This window comes from Nonomuraea sp. NPDC049152 (assembly GCF_040648355.1).
In the GTDB taxonomy this organism is placed as follows: domain Bacteria; phylum Actinomycetota; class Actinomycetes; order Streptosporangiales; family Streptosporangiaceae; genus Nonomuraea.
In genome coordinates, this window is record NZ_JBEZDO010000022.1 from 54,260 (window position 1) to 71,909 (window position 17,650).

The following is a 17,650-nucleotide window of genomic DNA, read 5'->3' on the forward strand; positions in this document are numbered from 1 at the left end:
CTACTGCGAGCGCCTGCGTCAGGGCGATGACGGTCCGGTGCTGGGGTCCGGTGCTGCGTCCGCGCTCCATGTCCGACCGCGACGAACCGGCCCTGCCAGGTCACGGAGCCGTGACCGCCAGCGTCGATCCCGCCCGCGCCTTGGTGACCTTGAGCTGGGCCGGGATCCTGGTCCGCAGCTCGCCGACGTGACTGACGATGCCGACCGCCCTCCCCCCGTCGCGCAGCCCGTCGAGGATGTCGAGGACACCGTCGAGAGTGTCCTCGTCGAGGGTGCCGAACCCCTCGTCCACGAACAGCATCCCGATCTCCGCGCCGCCCGCCTCCGCGCTCACCACGTCGGCCAGGCCCAGCGCCAGCGCCAGCGAGGTGATGAAGCTCTCGCCTCCCGAGAGCGTCGCGGGGTCGCGGTCGACGCCCGTCCACGCGTCGAGCACCCGCAGCCCGAGCCCGCCGCCCGCTCTTCCGCGCGCGCCCGCCGTTTTCCGCAGGTCGTGCTGGAGCTGGTAGCGACCGCCCGACATGTGGTCGAGGCGCTCGTTGGCGGCGTCGACGACCTGCCTGAGCCGCTCCCCCAGCACGTACGACGACAGGCTCATGCTCCACTGGTTGTCGCCCGAGGTGCCGCTGGCCAGCGCCGCCAGCCGTTCGGCCAGCCGGTGCCTGTCGGCGGCGGGCTGCCAGTGGCCCAGGCACGCCGCCAGCTCGTCGTGCAGCTCGGCGAGCCTGCGCACTCGCCGCTCCGCCCTGTCACGGGCCGAGGCGAGCGCGGTGTGCGCCCGCTCCGCCTCCTGCCTCGCGAACTCCATCGCCGCCAGGTCGGGCGCGGGCTCGGCCGCGGCGGCGACCAGCTCGGGGTCGGCCAGCGTGCGCGTCACCGCGGCGTGCGCGGCGTCCAGCTCGCGCAGCCGCTCGGCCTTCTCCTCCCTTTCCTCCTGAGTCCGTACGGCGGGCAGCACGTCAGCCCCGTCCACGAACCCGGCCGCCAGGGCCGCCTGCTCCGCCGCCTCGACGGCCCTGCGGTGCTCGGCCACGGCGGACTCGGCGGCCTGCGTCGCCTCGTGGGCCTCGCGAAGCAGCTGCGCTTCCTCTCGCAGCCGGTCGAGCCTGGCGGTGAGCGTCGGGTCCGCGCCCCTGGCGTCGTCGATGCGGGCCGCCAGGCGGGCGGCTTCGGCTCGGAGCTCTTCGGCCCTGGTACGGCAAGCGGCCAGCCGCAGGCCGAGCTCGCGGAAGGCCCCGGTGGTCCTGACGTGTTCGTCGGCCAGCTCGGCCGCCCGGGCCGCGAGCCGGGGGTGCGCTGCGGCGGCCGCCCGCAACCGGGCCGCCTCGTGGTCGGCGGCGTCGAGCTCGGCGGACGCCCACGCCCTGGTGGCCTCGGCGGCCCTCTTCCGCGGCTCGGCATCGCGCGCCGTGCCCTGCATGTCCTCAAGCCAGAGCCCGGAACCGTCGAGTCGGAGCCCGCCGCCCTCCGCGCCGTCGTCCCCTACATCACCGGGCCCCTCCGACCCCGGACTGCCCGCACCCTCCGCGCCGACGCCCCCCACACCACCGGACGCCTCCGACCCCGGACTGGCCGCCCCCTCCGCGCCGCCGGATGCCTCCGACCCCGGACTGGCCGCGCCCTTCGCCGCAGGACCGTCAAACCCCGAGCCATCGGCCCAGGGGTGCCCGGCTCCGAAGGGGGCGGAGGCCGCGGTGGCGAGATCGTGGGCCACGGCAGAGGGGGCGGGGGCCGGGGTCAGGAGGCGGGTGAGGGTGTCGAGGGCGTCGTCGAGCCTCGCGGTGATCTCGCCCACCCGTTCGGCGGCCCTGGCCAGCTCCGCCAACAGCAGGAGCTCGCCCCCGAGCCGCCGCCTGCGCGCGCCGAGGCTGGCGTCGACACCGCGCGCCTCTTCCAGGCGGGCGTGGATGCGCTCCCGCTCGCCCGCCGACGCCGCGATCGCCGTCCGAGCCTCAGCCAGCCGCCGTTCCGTCTCGTGGAGCTGGTCGCGGGCCTGTTCCAGCTGCGACTCCAGCGCCAGCGCGGCCCGCTCGCACGCGGGTTCCTCCTTGGCCAGCTCCGTCAGCGCCGCCACCTCGTCCTCAGCGGCGGCCAGCTCGGCCGCCGCCTCGTCGGGTGCGGGCGCGTCTGCGAGCTCGTCCAGCCGCGAGGTCAGCGAGGACAGCAGACCGTCGGCCGCCTGCCGTTCGGCGAGTGCCGCGTCGTAGGCGGCCTGCGCCTCGATCTCGTCATCGGCGGCGTAGGCGATCTCGGCGGGCTCGGCGGGCGAGGGGTGTTCGGCCGACCCGCACACCGCACACGGCTCCCCCTCGGACAGCTCGGCCGCCAGCTCCGCCGCCATCCCCTCGATGCGGGCCTGACGCACCTCCTGCAGCCGGTCCCGCAAGTCCTGCGCCTGCTCGACGGCCACACCGTGGGCGGCGCGCGCGGCCTCCACCTCGCCCTCCAGCTCGTGCCGCCGGCTGGCCACCGCGAGCCAGGACGCCGCCGCGTCACGGGCGGCGATCGCGGACGGCAGGCGCCCTTCGGCGGCGCGCGCCTCCGCCAGCCGTGCCGTCACATCGTGAAGCGCGGTGGGCAGTTCGTCCATGGCCGCCCGGCCCGCACCCTCACGTTCGGCGAGCGTGTCCAGCTCGGCGGTCAGTACGGCGAGCCGCTCGTCGAGCTCGGTCAGCCGGGACTCATCTGCGCGCAACCCTTCGAGGGCGGCGAGCTGGTCACCCATGACGCGCTCGACCAGCCGCGCCCGCTCCCGCACGACCCGCCAAGCACCCGCCCCACGGTGGACCCGCCCCGCTCCCCCTGTTTCCCCGAATTGCGGTGCCCCCACCGTCTCCTCGACCCGCGGCGGTCCCGACGCCTCCTCGAATTGAGGTATCCCCACCGTCTCCTCGACCCGCGGGGCCCACGCCGCCTCCCCGAACCGCGACGGTCCCGCCGTCTTCCCGAACCGTGGTGCTTCCGCCGCCCCCTCGGCGCCGATCAGTGACCGCAGGGCTTCGATGGCGTGCGCCGCATCGGCGAACGAGTGGGAGACGTCGCCGGCGTGATCCGACTCAGCCGCTTGCGCGTCGGGGCCGAGACCTTCCAGGGGTGCCGGGTGATCCGCCGGGACGACGTCGGACTCGCGCGGACGGGCATCCGACGAAACGACCCCGGGCCCAGACAGACCGGCATTCGATGGGACGGCGCCGGACCCTCGCAGGCGGGTCGCCAGGTCGGCGAGTGCGTGGGTGAGGGCGGGGTCGCGCAGGCGGGTGGTCAGGTCAGCTTGGGCGGCGGCGAGGTCGGCGCTCAGGCGGTCGCGGCGTTCGATCGCTTCGAGGAGGGCGGCGGCCGCGGACCTGGCGGCCTCGGCGGCCGGGATCACGGCCGCGTCGAGCCTCGCCGTGGCGGCGGCGTCGTCGGCCGCCTTGACCAGGGCCGGCAGTTCCTCCAGGCGGGCGGCAGCGGCGCGCTCCCTGGTGGACAGCGTCGCGATCTCCTGCTCGGCCGCGCCCAGGTCACGCCGGAGCTGGGCGAGCCTGTTCTCGTCGGCGAGCAGCTCTGACACCCTGGTGATCTCATCCAACCGTTCGCGCTCGAGCCCGGCGAGCATGTCCGGGTCGACGGCGGGCCCGCTCGGGTCGCGGCCCGTAAGCCGGCCTGACCCAGCGCCAGGATCGGGGCCCGCCCCTTCACGAGGGTCCACGCCCGAGCGGGAGTCCACACCCGAGGACGAGTCCACATCCGAACGCGAGGCCACACCCGAGCGCGAGTTGGAGGTGAGCGGGCCGAGGAGAGGGGTGGCGCGGGCTATGGCGTCGGCGGCCAGCCCTCTTGCCTTGCCCGCCGCCGCGGCACGCTGACGGGCGGCGTTGATCAGGGGCAGGACGCGGTCGGCCCGTGCCGCCTCGTCGAGAACGGTCAGCAGGTCCGAGCGCTCCTCCGCCCGGTCGTCGAGGCTCCTGCGCAGTGCCACGGCCTCGGCGTGGCGGCGCTGTCTGTCCGCCAGCGCGCTCGCCCGCTCGAACCTCTCGCGGTGTTCCCGCACCGCGACCTCCCCCGCCGCCCATGCCTCGGTGGCGTGCCCCACGACCGCTTCGGCCGCCGAGCGCAACAAACCCGACCACGCCAGCGGATCACTCTCCGCCGTCGGAGCCACGCCGCCATCAGAGTCGGCGCGCGGCACCGGAGGAGCCATGCCACCGCCGGAGTCGACGCGCGCCGCCGTCGGAACCGTCGGATCCGCGCCGCCGTCGGAGTCGGCGCGCGGGGCGGGAACGGTTCCCAGAACCTCGGCGCGCGGGGCGAGGACGTCGCCCGCGGCCTCCTCCAGCCGCTTGACCGCGTACTCGACCTCCTGCCGCCCCTCCTGCGACTCCCGCCACGTCTGCTTGCGCCGTTCGGCCAGCCACGCCTCAGCCGACGTGAACACCTTCACCGTGAACAACCGCTCCAGCAGCCGCCGCCGCTCCTCCCCGTCCGCCCGCAGGAACCGCGCGAAATCCCCCTGCGGCAGCATCGCGACCTGGCAGAACTGGTCGGCGTTCATCCCGAGCAGCCCGCCCACCAGGTCGCCCGCCTCGTCGGCGCGGGTGGTCAGCCCCTGCCAGCCCACCCCACGGACCTGCTCGGAGACGATGACCTTGGCCTTCTCCTCGGTGACTCCCGCGCCTCTGAGCTTGGGCCTGGTCCAGGCGGGCGAGCGCTGGATGCGCAGCAGCCGCCCCCGCAGCGTCACCTCCAGCGTCACCGACGGCCCGACCGAGGGCGGCGCGTGGTCGCAGCGCAGGCTGCGGGCGCTGTTGCGCTGCCCTGGCACCACGCCGTAGAGGGCGAAGCAGAGCGCGTCGAGCAGCGTGGTCTTGCCCGCGCCCGTCGGCCCGTGGACGAGGAAGAGCCCCGCCTCCGCCAAGGAGTCGAAGTCGACCGTCTCGGTGCCGGGGAACGACCCGAACGCGGTGAGGGTCAGCCTGTGCGGCCGCATCTAGACCATGACCTCCTTGATCCTCGACGCCTCGACGGCTTCGCGCAGCAGCCGTTCCTCCATCGCGTCGGCGGGCTCGCCTCTGACCTCGCGGACGAAGTCGAGCGCGACCTCGATCTCCGGCCGCCCGGCCAGCCGTACGGCCTGCCGGGCGGGGGCGGCGCCCTGCGGGTCGAAGGCGAGGGCGAGCGTGTGCGGGAAGCGGGCGCGCAGCCGGTCCATCGCCGACTTGGGCCGCACCGCGTCGGTCAGCGTGACGTGGAGCCAGTGGTCCTCGCGTACGGCGAGCGCCGGGTCGGCGAGCAGCTCGTCGAGCGTGCCGCGCAGCCTGCCGACCGGGCGCGGCACCGGGGCGGGGACGAAGTCGGCCCCAGGGGAGCCGACCGTCACCAGCCACGAGCCCTTCACGTGGTCGGTCTCGGAGAAGGAGTAGGCCAGCGGCGAGCCGGAGTAGCGGATGTGGTCGGCCATCCGCTGGCGGCCGTGGAGGTGGCCGAGCGCGACGTAGTCGACCCCCTCGAAGGCCGTGAGCGGCACGTGGGCGACGCCGCCGACGCTGATGTCGCGCTCGCTGTCGCTGGCCGTACCCCCTGCCACGAAGGCGTGGGCGAGCACGACGGAGTGGCGGTGCCGTACGGCATCGGCCCTGATCAGCCCCATCGCGTGGGAGAGGGCCGCGGTGTGGCTGCGCTCGGCCAGCTCCCACGGGCCGCGCACCAGCTCCGGCTCCAGGTAGGGGATGCCGTAGAGGGCGACGTCGCCGATGACCACGGGCTCCCACGCGCGGGACGGGTCGGTGCGCAGGTGGACGCCCGCCGCGTCGATCAGGTCGGCGCCGAAGCCGAGGCGGCGGGCCGAGTCGTGGTTGCCGCTGATCATGACGACACGGGCGCCGGCGGCGACGAGCCGGCGCAGCGCCTCGTTGCACAGCGCGACCGCGTCGACGGGCGGCAGCGCCCGGTCGTAGACGTCGCCGGAGACGGCGACGACGTCGACCCGCTCCGCGCGCACGGTCTCGACCAGGTGGTCGACGAAGGCCGCCTGCCCCTCGATGAGGCTCTCGCGGTGGAAGGACCTGCCGAGGTGCCAGTCGGAGGTGTGCAGGAGGCGCATGTCGCAGGAAGCTAACAGTTCTCACCGACAAAAGCAGGCTCAACGACACCGCAGGCATCAGGGTGGACGCCGGGAGTAGGCTGATTGATCAGCGGGCAAACAAATCACATGGAGAGGCCGATGCGACCCGGCCGAGGCACTTTGAGCGTGGCGGTCGGCCTGGTGCTGATGGCTCTCGCCACGGTTGGCTACGCGCTGCCTCCCGCCTTCGATCCCCCACCCCTGACGGCCGACCCGGTCTTCCAGTCGCTGCCGGCGCAGCCCGCTGTCGAGACGCGACCCGTGGCGGCGACCGGCGCGTTCCGCGTCGAGCGCTTCTCCGTCGCCGCCGAGGGCCAGTGGCTGCACGGCACGATCAGGGCGCCGATGACGCCCGGCAGGCATCCGGCGATGGTGTTCGTCTCGGGCTCGGGCAACGGGTCGAGGGAGGAGTTCGCGCCCCAGGCGGAGTTCCTCGCCAGGGCGGGTGTGGTGACGCTCGCCTACGACAAGCGCGAGGTCGGCTACAACTTCCGCAGCAGGGACTTCGGCCTGCTCGCCGACGACGTGCTGCGCATGGTGGCGCACCTGCGCGTCAGGCCGGACGTCGACCCGGCCCGCACCGGCGTGTGGGGGGTCAGCGAGGGCGGCTGGGTGGTGCCGATCGCCGCGGCCAAGAGCTCGGCCGTGGGCTTCATCGTGCTGGTCTCCTCGCCGAACGTCTCCCCGCTGCGCCAGGTGGCCTGGGCCCTGAACGAGCAGTTGCTGCGCCTGCACGCTCCGATCGGCGCGCGCGACCTGCTGACCAGGGCGATGGGCGGCGTGGGCTTCAACTTCCTGCGCTACGACGCGATGCCGGCGCTGGAGGGGATCAGGCAACCCGTTCTCGCGCTGTACGGCACGGCCGACCCGTCCATCCCGTTCGTCGAGAGCACCGAGGCCCTCATCAAGGGTCTGGCCAAGGCGCGCAACGACAGCTACACGATCCGTTACCTGGCCAGGGCCGACCACGCGATGCGCATCAGCGGCGGCCCGTTCACCCCCGGCTACCTCGACACGCTCGGCAACTGGATCCTCGGCCTGTCCCGCACGGCCAAGCCCGCGATCCACCTGGCGGGCGCCACCCCCGTACAGCGCTTCGCGGCCAGCGACGTGCCCGTCGCCCCCTGGTACGCCGGAGGGGCGATGCTCGGGCTGACGATCTGCCTCGCGGCCGTCGGCTACGTCGCCGGTCCTGTCGCGGTGATGTTCGTACGGCTGCGCGGCCGCCACACCACGCTGGAGGAGACCAACGCCAGGCTGTGGCCGCCGATCAGGCGCAGGCTGCGCAAGATGGCGTGGACGGGCGTCGGCCTGCTGGCCGCGGTGCTGGCCTTCATCATGCTCCTGGTGATGTTCTCGATCAACCAGGCGGGCGCGTGGCCCGCCGTACTCGCCGGTTGGCTGGTCGTCCGGGTGCTGGCCGTCCTCATGCTGCTGCAGGAGGTGACGGCCGTGGCGGCGGTCGTGTCGGGCCTGCGCGAGGGCATGCGGCCGAGCAGGTGGCAGCACGTGGCGATCGCGGGCGCGCTCGGCGGCACCGGCCTGCTGCTGGTGGCCGCCGCCTACTACGGCCTGTTCGCCTTCCCCTGGTGAGTCACAGGTAGGCGCGCTGCCATCGCTCGATCTGCTCGAAGACCTGCTTGCGGACGGGCTCGGCCGACAGCACCAGGTCGTGGATGCCGTCCTGGACGCGCACGCAGGTGACGTGCGGGCCGACCGCGGTGGACCAGCGGGCGATGTGCCGCGGGTCGAGCACGATGTCGGCCGAGCGTGCCTCGGGCACGAAGTCGCGCACGCGCAGCCCGGCCGAGGCGGCCAGCACCAGCACGGGGACGTCGACGGCGAGCCCGCGGTGCAGGCGGCGCTGCGCCCTGCGGATGGCGGCCAGCCACGCGGCGTGCACGTCGAACCCGCCGATCGGCTTGAGCTCCAGGTCGAAGTCCCACTCGCCGCCGTGGTCGCGGTGGATGCTCTGGCCGTACGCGGTGCTGATGCCGAGGGGCAGCGGCCGCGTCGTGTACGACAGGGGCGTCTTGAGCAGGTCGGCGGCCAGCCGGAGCGGAAAGGGCACGTTGAGGTCGAAGAACGGGCTGTTGAGCACCAGCCCGTCGACCAGGCCCCTGCCGCGCACCCTGTCGGCCCACAGCGCGGCGACCAGGCCGCCTGTGGAGTGGGCGTTGACGACGAGCTCCTCGTGGCTCTCGCGGATGATCCGCACCGCCTGGTCGATCTCGGGGAAGTAGTCGGTGACGCTCCTGATCAGCCCTCGGGTCTGGTGCGGCAGCAGGGATCTGCCGTACTTGCGCAGGTCGAGGGCGTAGAAGTCGATGCCCTCCTCGAGGTAGAAGTCGGCCAGGTGATCCTGGAAGAAGTAGTCGGTGAAGCCATGGAGGTAGAGGACCGCGCGGCGCGAGCCCGCTGTTCTGGAGAGCAGGGTCGCGACGACCTCGCCCTCGAAGTCGGCCGGCAGCTTCAGGACCGTTGTCTCGTACACGCTAGTCACCATAGGGATTCTCGGGCCAGAACGGCACGTCCGCTTCGCTGACTTTCATGGTGAAGTGCGCGGGGCGCTTCTCCAGGAACGAGGTCACGCCCTCGACCGCGTCCGCGCCACGGCCCAGGTCGCGCATGAGCCTGGAGTCGGCCGCGTGCGCCTCCCACGGCGAGGTGGCCGACAGGCCCGACCACATCAGCCGCCTGATCGCCGCGACCGAGACGCCCGAGGTGTTGTCGGCGATCTCGCGGGCGAGCGCGTAGGCGGCGGGCAGCAGTTCGCCGGCCGTGTGCACCTTGGACACGAGCCTGCCCTCCAGCGCCTCGGCGGCGGAGAAGATCCGACCCGTCGCGGCCCACTCCATCGCCTGGGAGATGCCGACGATCCGTGGCAGGAACCAGCTGGAGGCGGCCTCGGTGACGATGCCGCGGCGGGCGAAGACGAAGCCGAACCTCGCGGTGTCGGCGGCGATCCTGATGTCCATCGGAAGCGTCATCGTGACGCCGACGCCGACGGCAGGGCCGTTGACGGCGCCGATGACCGGCTTGAGCGAGGCGGCGATGCGCAGGGCGACCGTGCCGCCGCCGTCGCGCGGCGCGCCGTCGACGGTCTCCTCGTCCTCCCGGTCGCCCGCGCGGGTGAAGGTGCCGCCGCCTCCGGCCAGGTCGGCGCCCGCGCAGAAGGCCCTGCCCGCGCCGGTGACGACCACGGCGCGGACCGTGTCGTCGGTATCGGCCAGGTCAAAAGCGTGGATCAACTCGCGACGCATCGTCAACGTGAACGCGTTCAGGCGTTCGGGGCGATTCAATGTCAGGGTGGCGATTCCATCGGCGACGCCGTACTCGATCTCGGAGAAGGGCATGGACCGAATGTTATTCGGTCGACAGGGTTTGCTGGATGTTCACCCACGCATATGTAGATATTTCGCACAAAGTCCGTAGGCTCCGGTCGGCCTAGGACGAAGAGCACGGGGAAGCAGGTAGGGCGTGGCGCACAGGACGAGACCAGCCAGTGCGGGCGCGGTGCTGGGCTGGACCCTTCTCTCCGCGATCGCTCCGGGAGCCGCACACCTGCGCGCCGGATGGCGCAAGACCGGACTCGCGCTGCTGGGCTGCTACGCCGTCCTGCTGCTTGGCCTGCTGTGGCTGTTTTTGGCAGCCGACGGCGATCTGGCAGGCAAGTTCACCTCCAACTCGGTGATGACCACGGTCACCGTCGCCGCAGCGGTGCTCGGGTTGTCCTGGTTCGCTCTGATCCTGCATTCCTATCTGGTGCTGTCGCCCGGCAAGCTGCCGCAGTCGGGGCAGATCCTCACCGGGTCCCTCGCCGGCCTGCTCGCGGTCGCGGTGATCCTGCCGTTCGCGCTGGCCACGCAGGCGGTCTGGAGCGCACAGCAGATGCTCAACAGCGTCTTCCAGGAGCCGACGGAGCCACAGGCGGCCCGGCACCGGCCTGAGGACCCGTGGGCGGGGCGGACGCGGGTGAACATCCTGCTGCTCGGCGGCGACGCCGACGACAACAGGATCGGCGTGCGGACCGACAGCATGAACGTGGCCAGCATCGACGTCAAGACCGGCAACACGGTGCTGCTCAGCCTGCCGCGCAATCTGGAGAACGTGCGCTTCCGCCCCGGCAGCCCGATGGCCAAGCGCTTCCCCGAAGGGTTCAGGCTGCCGCCGGACCCGGGCGGTGGGCGCAGCGACCTGCTCAACAGCGTGTGGGAGTACGCCGACGCGCACCCGGAGATCTTCGGCGGCAAGAAGGGGCAGGGCGCGAAGGCGCTGATGGATGCCATCGGCTACACGCTCGGCCTCGACATCGACTGGTACGCCCTGGTCAACATGTGGGGCTTCGCCAGGCTCATCGACGCGATCGGCGGCGTCACGATCACGGTCGAGCAGGACGTCGTGTTCGGCAAGTACAACGAAGGCCTGGTCAAGGCGGGCACGCGCAAGCTCAAGGGCGCCGACGCCATGTGGTATGCCCGCTCGCGCACGTACAGCGACGACTTCACCAGGATGCGCAGGCAGCGCTGCGTGATGGGCGCGCTGCTCAGCCAGGCCGACCCGGCGACGGTGCTGATCAGGTTCAACAAGATCGCGCTCGCCACCAGGGAGCTGGTGCGGACCGACATCCCCCGCACGATGCTGGAGCACCTGGTGCCGCTCGCGCTGAAGGTGAAGAACGCCAAGGTGACCAGCGTGCAGTTCATGCCGCCGCTGATCGACACCGGCTACCCCGACTGGGTGAAGATCCGCGCGGTGACCGCCAAGGCACTGAAGGACTCGGTCACGCAGCGCCCCAGCGCCGCCTCGGCCGCCCCCTCGGCCGATCCCGTCGCCGCCCCCTCCGCCAAGCCCTCGTCGGGCCAGACCTCGGCCGCCATGCCCTCGGACAAGGCCACAGTGCCGGCCACGCAGAAGCCGAAGCCCAGCGATCTCGCCACCCCGAAGGGCATCACCGACGGCTGCGGGGCCTAACGGCCGAGCATCCGCAGCAGCAGGTCCCTGAGCTGGGCCCGCTCGGCCTCGGTCAGCGCGGCCAGCGGCTCCCCCGCGAACCCGAGCACGCCCTTCAGCTCCTCGACCACGCCTTCCCCCTCCGCGGTCAGCGTGACGTTCTTCACCCTGCGGTCGGTGGCGCTCGGCTCCCGGCTGACCAGCCCGCGCCGCTCCAGCCTGTCGACGATGCCCGTCACGTTCGAGGGGTCGCACTGGAACAGATCGGCCATCCGCCGCATGGGCAGCGGCTCGCGCGCCAGCAGTACCAGCGCCTTGGCCTGGAGCGCGGTCAGCTGGCGATCGGCCGCCGCCTGCTCGTAGCCTGCGTTGTACCTGGCCGCCACTTCCGCCATCAGGGCCACGACCTCCCGTGTCACGCTCATGTCTTCGAGTATAGTTGATGCATCCCCACTATTTAGGAGGATCAACCATGCCTCGTCAGTTCATCCTGGCCTCCCGTCCTTCCGGCTGGCCGACCGCCGACAACTTCGCGCTGGCCGAGGTGGCCCCGCAGCCGCTGGAGGACGGGCAGATCAGGGTCCGCAACCAGTTCATGTCCGTCGACCCCTACATGCGGGGGCGGATGAACGACGTCGAGTCCTACGTCCCGCCGTTCCAGATCGGAGAGCCGCTCGACGGCGGCGCGGTGGGCGAGGTCGTGGAGTCGCGCTCGGACGCCTTCTCCCCCGGCGACCTGGTCCTGCACGGCCTCGGGTGGCGGGACGAGGCGGTGCTCGACGGCGCTCGGGCACGGAAGGTGGCGCCCATCGAGGGGCTGTCGAACTCGGCGTTCCTGGCTGTGCTGGGCATGACGTCACTGACCGCCTACGTCGGGCTGCTCGACATGGCCTCCTTCAAGGAGGGCGACGCGGTCTTCATCTCGGGCGCGGCGGGCGCGGTCGGGAGCATCGCGGGGCAGATCGCCAAGCTGAAGGGCGCGTCCAGGGTGATCGGGAGCGCGGGGTCGGCGGAGAAGGTCGAGTACCTGCGCGGCATCGGGTTCGACACGGCGTTCAACTACAAGGACGCGCCGGTGGCCGAGCAGCTCAAGGCGGCGGCGCCCGAGGGGATCGACGTCTACTTCGACAACGTGGGCGCGGACCATCTGGAGGCGGCGATCGGGTCCCTGCGGACCTTCGGCAGGGTGGCGATGTGCGGGGCGATCGCGGTCTACAACGCGACCGAGCCGCCCGCCGCGCCGCGCAACCTGGCGCTGGCCGTGGGCAAGCGGCTGACGTTGCGGGGGTTCATCGTGACGGACCACACGGACCGGATGTCCGCCATGGTGACGGAGATCTCCGAGTGGCTGCGCGAGGGCAAGCTGTCCTACCAGGAGACCGTCGTCGACGGTCTGGAGAACGCGCCGGAGGCGTTCCTGGGGATGCTGCGCGGGGAGAACACCGGCAAGATGATCGTCCGCCTGTAGTCGCGATCGCGGGTGGCCGGTCAGCCGCGGAAGGAGTCCTTCGCCAGCCGCCGCACCCGCTCCTCGTCGATCGTGTGCCCGAGCCCCGGCTGGGTCAGCGGCACCGCCACCACCCCTCCCGCCGCCCCCACCGCGGGTGTCACGATCTGCGCGTTGCGCGGCGGCTGCGTCACGTCGCACGGCAGCGTGCACCCGGGCAGGCTGGCCACCGCGACCGCCGCCGCCCGCGCGAGCCCCGCCCCGTGACCACCGGCGCACTGGATGTCCCACCCGGCCGCCGCCGCCCGGTCATGCGCCCTCCTGGCGTCGCTCAGGGACGGCAGCGCCGCCGGACGAAGCAGCAGCACCTTCGCCGCCCGCAGCGTCAGGTAGTCGTCCAGCTCGGCCGTGGACCGGGGCTCCACCGCGATCGAGGCGCGCACGTTGTCCTGGAGGTCGGCGTGCGCGTAGGCGTCCTCGATGTCGAACGGCCGCTCGATCACCTCCAGGCCGTAGTCGTCCAGCGCGACCAGCTGCCCCGGCGAGGTGTACGCGCCGCCGCAGTCGACCGCGAGGCTCAGCGCCGGATAGGCCTGCCGTACGGCACGCACGGGCTCGATGTCCCACCCGGGCCGCACGTCCAGCGTGACGTGCGCGTAGCCGCCGCAGACCTGCTGGTTCACCCTCGCGACGAGGCTCTCGGTCGACGGGTCCAGCCCGAGGCGGACGGTCGCCATGAGCGAGGTCCCGCCCCCTCCCAGCGCGTGTGACAGGGGGACGCCGCGCATCCTGGTCCACAGGTCCCACAGCGCCATGTCGACCGCGCTTCCCCAGCCCGGCACCTGGTCGGGGTGTTCCCAGTCGACGCCGACGAGCTGTGCGGCCAGCCCTTCCTCCAGGGCGCCCCACAGCTTCGGCTCGGGCGAGACGATCTCGCCCCATCCACTCATCCCCCCGTGGTCGGTGAGGCGGACGAGCAGGGTCTCCGGCCGCCTGCCGTACGGCAGGACCAGCCGGAAGACTTCCAGCTCGCGCACTCGCGGCATGTTTCCCCCTAAGAACGGACTCCTTCCATGGTGCCCGTAGGAACGGACTGCGCCAAACGGGGAGCGATCACCGCGGCCAGGACAGCGAGGGCGAAGGCGAAGGCGAACCCGACGACGTAGTGCTCGCCGCTGGCGGTGAACAGGGCGCCGGTGAAGGCGACGGCCACGACGGTGAAGACGGACTCGCCGACGCCGACGGCCGCGGTGTTCTGACCCTCTTCGCCCTGCTTGGACATCTCCAGCACCAGCACGGAGACCGTGGGGTGCAGGGCGCCGATGCCGAGACCGGAGATCGCCATGGCGACGTAGGCGAGGGCGATGGGCACGGCGTCGAACAGCACGAGCATGATCAGCGCGATGCCGAGGGCGATGAGCAGCGCGCCGCCGCGCAGGGCGGTCAGGTTGCCGACGGTGCCGCGGCCCTTGATCCACGAGCCGGTGGACCAGCCAAGCGCGCCGACGGTCAGGACGACGCCAGCGCCGATCGGGGACAGGCCGCGCTCGTTGATCAGCATGAGGGGGATCAGCACCTGGGAGGCGGTCAGCGAGCCGAAGGCGAGACCGCGCAGCACGGGGGCGGCGGGCAGGCCCCTGGCGGCCTTCAGCGAGCCGGGCAGCAGCAGCCTGGGCAGCGCCACGGCCAGCAGGACGACGCCGGCGACCAGCAGCGGGACGCCGCCAAGCTTGAGCGCGCTGCCGTACTGGATCAGAGCGGCGGCCACGGCCGTCAGGGTCGCCCAGACGAGCTTGCCGCCCAGGCCGGGGGCGGGCTCGGCGTTACCGGTGTCGAGCCGCTGGCCTGCCGTACCGCGCCAGAGGACCAGGGCGGACGGGATTACGATCAGGGCCACGCCGAGGAAGACCCAGCGCCAGTCGAGGTTCTCCACGACCAGGCCCGCGATCGCCGGGCCGACCATGGACGGGACCACCCACGCGGCCGAGAACAACGCGAACACCTTGGGGTGCATCGCCGGCGGGTAGGCCCTGGCGACCAGCACGTACAGGGAGACCTGGATCAAACCGGCGCCGAGGCCCTGGATGAAGCGTCCGCCGACGAACACCTCCATGTTCGGGGCGAACCCGGCGATCAGCAATCCGCCGACAAAGGTGACCACACCGACGGCGATGGGAGGCAGCGGTCCCTTGACATCGGCCCATCGGCCGCCCAGCACGGTGGCGATCACGCTGGCGGCCAGAGTGGCGCTGAAGGCGAGGTTGTAGAGGTGCATGCCGTCGAGTTCCCTGGCGACGACGGGCATGGCCGTGGCCACCGCCATCGCCTCGAACGCCACCAGCATGACGAGCGCGACCAGGCCGAAGCTGAGGGATCGGTACGCGCTGGAGACCACGCTGACGGGGGGTGCGGATTCAAGGGTCGCTGTCATGCGGGAAACGTACGGCCGGGGCGGGGGCCGGCACATCGGGCAGGGGTCCTAGGCATTTAGGCCGACCTCGCCAGACCACGCGCCCCGCCAGCCGCCCGACCACCACCTCGGCCCATGCTCACGAGCCCCACCAGCCGCCCAGCACCACCGCAGCCCACGCGCCCGACCAGCCGCCGGCCTCCGCCCAAGGTCGCAGGGGTGGGCCCCGATCAACCGCGCAGCCCCACCTCAACCCCAAGCGCACGCAACTCCGTCAACCCCCATCCCCGATCAACCTGGCCGCGCGACCTCGCCTCGAAGGTCGCGCGGCCCTGCGCGGCTGTCAGTCCGATCGGACCTGGGCGGCAAGCCCCGCGATCATCAAGTCGAGCCCGACCTCGAACCGCTCCTCCCCGCCCGCTCTCACCAGCTCGTCCGCATACCGCGTGAAATAGGGGAACCGGTCGGCCGGCAGGCTTCGGACATAGTCGGCGATCTGCCCGAACGAGTCGGCGACGAACGTCTCGACGTCCATCCCGCTGTCCCGCTGCCGAGTCCTGTACAGCGACCCCTCGTAGGCGTCGGCCGCGACGAACATCACGATGCGGTCGAGCGCGATGGCGGCCAGGGCCGGCGGCACCCCGCCCTCGATCATGATCGCGAGCATCGCCTCCCCGATGCGCAACGAGTTGGGCCCCAGAGGCACGTTGGCCAGCGACACCTTCGCCACGTCCGCGTGGGTGTTGAGCAACCTGTGCATGCCGATGACCGCCTCGCGCAGCTGCTCGGCCCACCGCTCGGGCTCAGGAGCGGGTAGCTCGATATCGCCCAGCACCCGCTCGTAGATCAACTCCAGCAGCTCCTCCTTGTTCGCGACATGCGCGTAGAGCGAGGCGGGGCCCGTGTCGAGCTCCTGCGCGACCTTGCGCATGCTGAGCGCGTCGAGACCCTCACGGTCCACGATGTGCAGGCCGGTCTCCACGATGAGTTCCTGGGTGAGCTGCGGCTTCACCGGCTTGGCTGGACGTGTCTTCCGCCACGGAGGCGCTGGCAGTGGCTCCATGACGAACAATGTACTTGACACGAACAGCGTTCGTACATAGAACAGTGTTTGCCACGAACACCGTTCGCGTAAGGAACGGGGTTCGATCTAAGAACATTGTTTCCGAAGGAGCCCCCATGACGACCACCACCTCCACCGCGGTGCAGTCCACGGCCTATCGGTGGCGCTGGCCCGCCCTCTTCGTGATCCTCGCCGCCGAGGTCATGGACCTGATCGACGCGCTCATCACCCAGATCGCCGCGCCCACCATCCAGAAGGAGCTCGGCGGCTCGTCCAGCCTGATCCAGTGGCTGGTCTCCGGCTACACCCTCGCGATGGCGGTCGGCCTGATCACCGGCGGACGGCTCGGCGACCTCTACGGCCGCAAGCGGATGTTCGTGATCGGCGCGCTCGGCTTCACCACCGCCTCGCTGCTGTGCGGTGTGTCCATGAACCCGGAGATGTTGATCGGCTCACGCGTGCTGCAGGGACTGTTCGGCGCCGTGATGATCCCCCAGGGCCTCGGCCTGATCAAGGAGATGTTCCCGCCCGAGGAGATGGGCAAGGCGTTCGGCATGTTCGGCCCCGTCATGACCATCTCGTCGGTCGGCGGCCCCGTGCTGGCCGGCTGGCTGGTCGACGCGAACCTGTTCGGCACCGGCTGGCGCATGATCTTCCTGATCAACCTGCCGATCGGCATTGCCGCCGTGCTCGCCGCGCTGAAGTTCCTGCCGGAGTTCCGCCTGTCCAACGCCACCAAGCTCGACCTGGTCGGCATGCTCCTGGTCTCCGTCGCCGCCTTCCTGCTGATCTTCCCGCTGATCCAGGGTCAGGAGCTCGACTGGCCCGCGTGGACGTTCACCTCGATGGTCGGCTCGATCGTGATGTTCGCGATCTTCGGCGTCTACGAGTCCCGCCGCCAGCGCGCGGGCAAGGACCCGCTGGTCACGCCCAGCCTGTTCCGCAAGCGCGCCTTCACCGGCGGTCTCATCGCGGGCCTGTCGTTCTTCACCGGCATGATCGGCCTGTCGATGGTCTTCATGCTGTACGTCCAGGGAGGCCTGCACTTCACCCCGTTCCAGGCCGGCCTGGCCAGCCTCCCCCAGGCGATCGGCGGCGTGGCCGGCTTCGCCATCGCGATGGCCCTGGTCGCCAAGCTCGGCCGTACTCTCCTGCAGATCGGCACGGTCGTCATGGCGGCAGGCGCGGGCGTGCTCGGCCTGACCATTCACCTCGCGGGACTCGACGTCGGCGCCTGGCAGCTCGCGCCCGGCCTCGCGCTGGTCGGCATCGGCATGGGCCTGACCATGGCGCCGTTCTTCGACATCGTCCTGGCGGGCGTCGAGCCCCACGAATCCGGCTCGGCCTCCGGCACGTTGACCGCCATCCAGCAGTTGGGCGGCGCGCTGGGCGCGGCGCTCCTCGGCACGCTCTTCTTCAACCTGCTCAAGAACCAGTGGGGCTTCGGTGACGCGATGCAGGTGACGATCTGGGTGGAGATCGGGTTGCTGCTCGTGACCTGCGCGCTCTCCTTCGTGCTGCCCCGCCACGCTCGCGAGGAGTCCTCGCACTGACCTCCGGTACGGCACGCGCCCCGGCCACCACCCGGCCGGGGTTTCGCCGTCCCCACTCGGGCGTACGGCGGCGCCGTCGCTCAAGAGGAAACCGTGAATCACCCAACGTCGACGACGACCG

General features: G+C 71.8%; 12 protein-coding genes. 4 read left to right on the plus strand and 8 right to left on the minus strand.

All coding sequences use genetic code 11. From position 1 onward, the window contains the following. Positions 1 to 100: 100 nt before the first annotated feature. Together AB0B45_RS33390 and AB0B45_RS33395 are read right to left on the minus strand one after the other, a co-directional pair. Entirely contained in the window at positions 101 to 4,969 is a 4,869-nt protein-coding gene (locus AB0B45_RS33390; RefSeq protein ID WP_358138706.1) for an AAA family ATPase, read from the minus strand. Further along, the gene (locus tag AB0B45_RS33395; protein ID WP_358138708.1) at positions 4,970 to 6,082 is read right to left on the minus strand and encodes an exonuclease SbcCD subunit D; all 1,113 of its coding nucleotides are present in this window, start codon (positions 6,080 to 6,082) and stop codon (positions 4,970 to 4,972) included. It lies immediately after the preceding gene. Between the two features lie 120 nt (positions 6,083 to 6,202). On the opposite strand from AB0B45_RS33395, the gene AB0B45_RS33400 reads away from it, so the two are divergent. Further along, a complete protein-coding gene (locus tag AB0B45_RS33400; protein WP_358138710.1) occupies positions 6,203 to 7,696 on the plus strand; it encodes a prolyl oligopeptidase family serine peptidase in 1,494 nt (497 codons plus the stop codon). A gap of 1 nt (position 7,697) precedes the next feature. Here AB0B45_RS33400 and AB0B45_RS33405 read toward each other — a convergent pair whose 3' ends face one another. Both AB0B45_RS33405 and AB0B45_RS33410 read right to left on the minus strand, forming a co-directional pair. After that, positions 7,698 to 8,597, minus strand: coding sequence for an alpha/beta hydrolase (locus AB0B45_RS33405; RefSeq protein ID WP_358138712.1), 900 nt, complete (start codon positions 8,595 to 8,597; stop codon positions 7,698 to 7,700). A gap of 1 nt (position 8,598) precedes the next feature. Further along, a complete protein-coding gene (locus AB0B45_RS33410) occupies positions 8,599 to 9,459 on the minus strand; it encodes an enoyl-CoA hydratase-related protein (RefSeq protein ID WP_358138713.1) in 861 nt (286 codons plus the stop codon). A gap of 124 nt (positions 9,460 to 9,583) precedes the next feature. Here AB0B45_RS33410 and AB0B45_RS33415 point away from each other — a divergent pair, with 124 nt between their 5' ends. Further along, positions 9,584 to 11,077 carry an LCP family protein gene (locus tag AB0B45_RS33415; protein ID WP_358138715.1) on the plus strand — a complete coding sequence of 498 codons (1,494 nt, stop codon included), beginning with the start codon at positions 9,584 to 9,586 and terminating at the stop codon, positions 11,075 to 11,077. Here AB0B45_RS33415 and AB0B45_RS33420 read toward each other — a convergent pair. After that, the gene (locus AB0B45_RS33420; protein WP_358138717.1) at positions 11,074 to 11,481 is read right to left on the minus strand and encodes a MarR family transcriptional regulator; all 408 of its coding nucleotides are present in this window, start codon (positions 11,479 to 11,481) and stop codon (positions 11,074 to 11,076) included. The two genes, AB0B45_RS33415 and AB0B45_RS33420, sit on opposite strands and share 4 nt — an antisense overlap. Positions 11,482 to 11,528: 47 nt before the next feature. Between AB0B45_RS33420 and AB0B45_RS33425 the strand changes: the two genes are divergently transcribed. Next, a complete protein-coding gene (locus tag AB0B45_RS33425; RefSeq protein WP_358138718.1) occupies positions 11,529 to 12,524 on the plus strand; it encodes an NADP-dependent oxidoreductase in 996 nt (331 codons plus the stop codon). Positions 12,525 to 12,544: 20 nt separating this feature from the next. Here AB0B45_RS33425 and AB0B45_RS33430 read toward each other — a convergent pair whose 3' ends face one another. The 3 genes from AB0B45_RS33430 to AB0B45_RS33440 form a co-directional block, all read right to left on the minus strand. Beyond that, a complete protein-coding gene (locus tag AB0B45_RS33430; RefSeq protein WP_358138720.1) occupies positions 12,545 to 13,549 on the minus strand; it encodes an enolase C-terminal domain-like protein in 1,005 nt (334 codons plus the stop codon). An 8-nt stretch (positions 13,550 to 13,557) separates the two neighbouring features. Further along, positions 13,558 to 14,934, minus strand: a complete 1,377-nt coding sequence (locus AB0B45_RS33435) for an MFS transporter (protein WP_358138722.1) — start codon at positions 14,932 to 14,934, stop codon at positions 13,558 to 13,560. Between the two features lie 322 nt (positions 14,935 to 15,256). Further along, on the minus strand, positions 15,257 to 15,976 hold the full coding sequence (locus AB0B45_RS33440) for a TetR/AcrR family transcriptional regulator C-terminal domain-containing protein (RefSeq protein ID WP_358138724.1): 720 nt from the start codon (positions 15,974 to 15,976) through the stop codon (positions 15,257 to 15,259). 116 nt (positions 15,977 to 16,092) lie between these two features. Here AB0B45_RS33440 and AB0B45_RS33445 point away from each other — a divergent pair, with 116 nt between their 5' ends. Continuing rightward, positions 16,093 to 17,529 carry a DHA2 family efflux MFS transporter permease subunit gene (locus tag AB0B45_RS33445; protein ID WP_358138726.1) on the plus strand — a complete coding sequence of 479 codons (1,437 nt, stop codon included), beginning with the start codon at positions 16,093 to 16,095 and terminating at the stop codon, positions 17,527 to 17,529. The last annotated feature ends 121 nt before the right edge of the window (positions 17,530 to 17,650 follow it).

Bases quoted from the DNA above. Each gene is read 5' to 3' on its own strand.
- AB0B45_RS33390 (WP_358138706.1), bottom strand. From the start codon at position 4,969: ATGCGGCCGCACAGGCTGACCCTCACCGCGTTCGGGTCGTTCCCCGGC.
- AB0B45_RS33435 (WP_358138722.1), bottom strand. From the start codon at position 14,934: ATGACAGCGACCCTTGAATCCGCACCCCCCGTCAGCGTGGTCTCCAGC.
- AB0B45_RS33440 (WP_358138724.1), bottom strand. From the start codon at position 15,976: ATGGAGCCACTGCCAGCGCCTCCGTGGCGGAAGACACGTCCAGCCAAG.
- AB0B45_RS33410 (WP_358138713.1), bottom strand. From the start codon at position 9,459: ATGCCCTTCTCCGAGATCGAGTACGGCGTCGCCGATGGAATCGCCACC.
- AB0B45_RS33395 (WP_358138708.1), bottom strand. From the start codon at position 6,082: ATGCGCCTCCTGCACACCTCCGACTGGCACCTCGGCAGGTCCTTCCAC.
- AB0B45_RS33420 (WP_358138717.1), bottom strand. From the start codon at position 11,481: ATGAGCGTGACACGGGAGGTCGTGGCCCTGATGGCGGAAGTGGCGGCC.
- AB0B45_RS33430 (WP_358138720.1), bottom strand. From the start codon at position 13,549: ATGCCGCGAGTGCGCGAGCTGGAAGTCTTCCGGCTGGTCCTGCCGTAC.
- AB0B45_RS33445 (WP_358138726.1), top strand. From the start codon at position 16,093: ATGACGACCACCACCTCCACCGCGGTGCAGTCCACGGCCTATCGGTGG.
- AB0B45_RS33400 (WP_358138710.1), top strand. From the start codon at position 6,203: ATGCGACCCGGCCGAGGCACTTTGAGCGTGGCGGTCGGCCTGGTGCTG.
- AB0B45_RS33425 (WP_358138718.1), top strand. From the start codon at position 11,529: ATGCCTCGTCAGTTCATCCTGGCCTCCCGTCCTTCCGGCTGGCCGACC.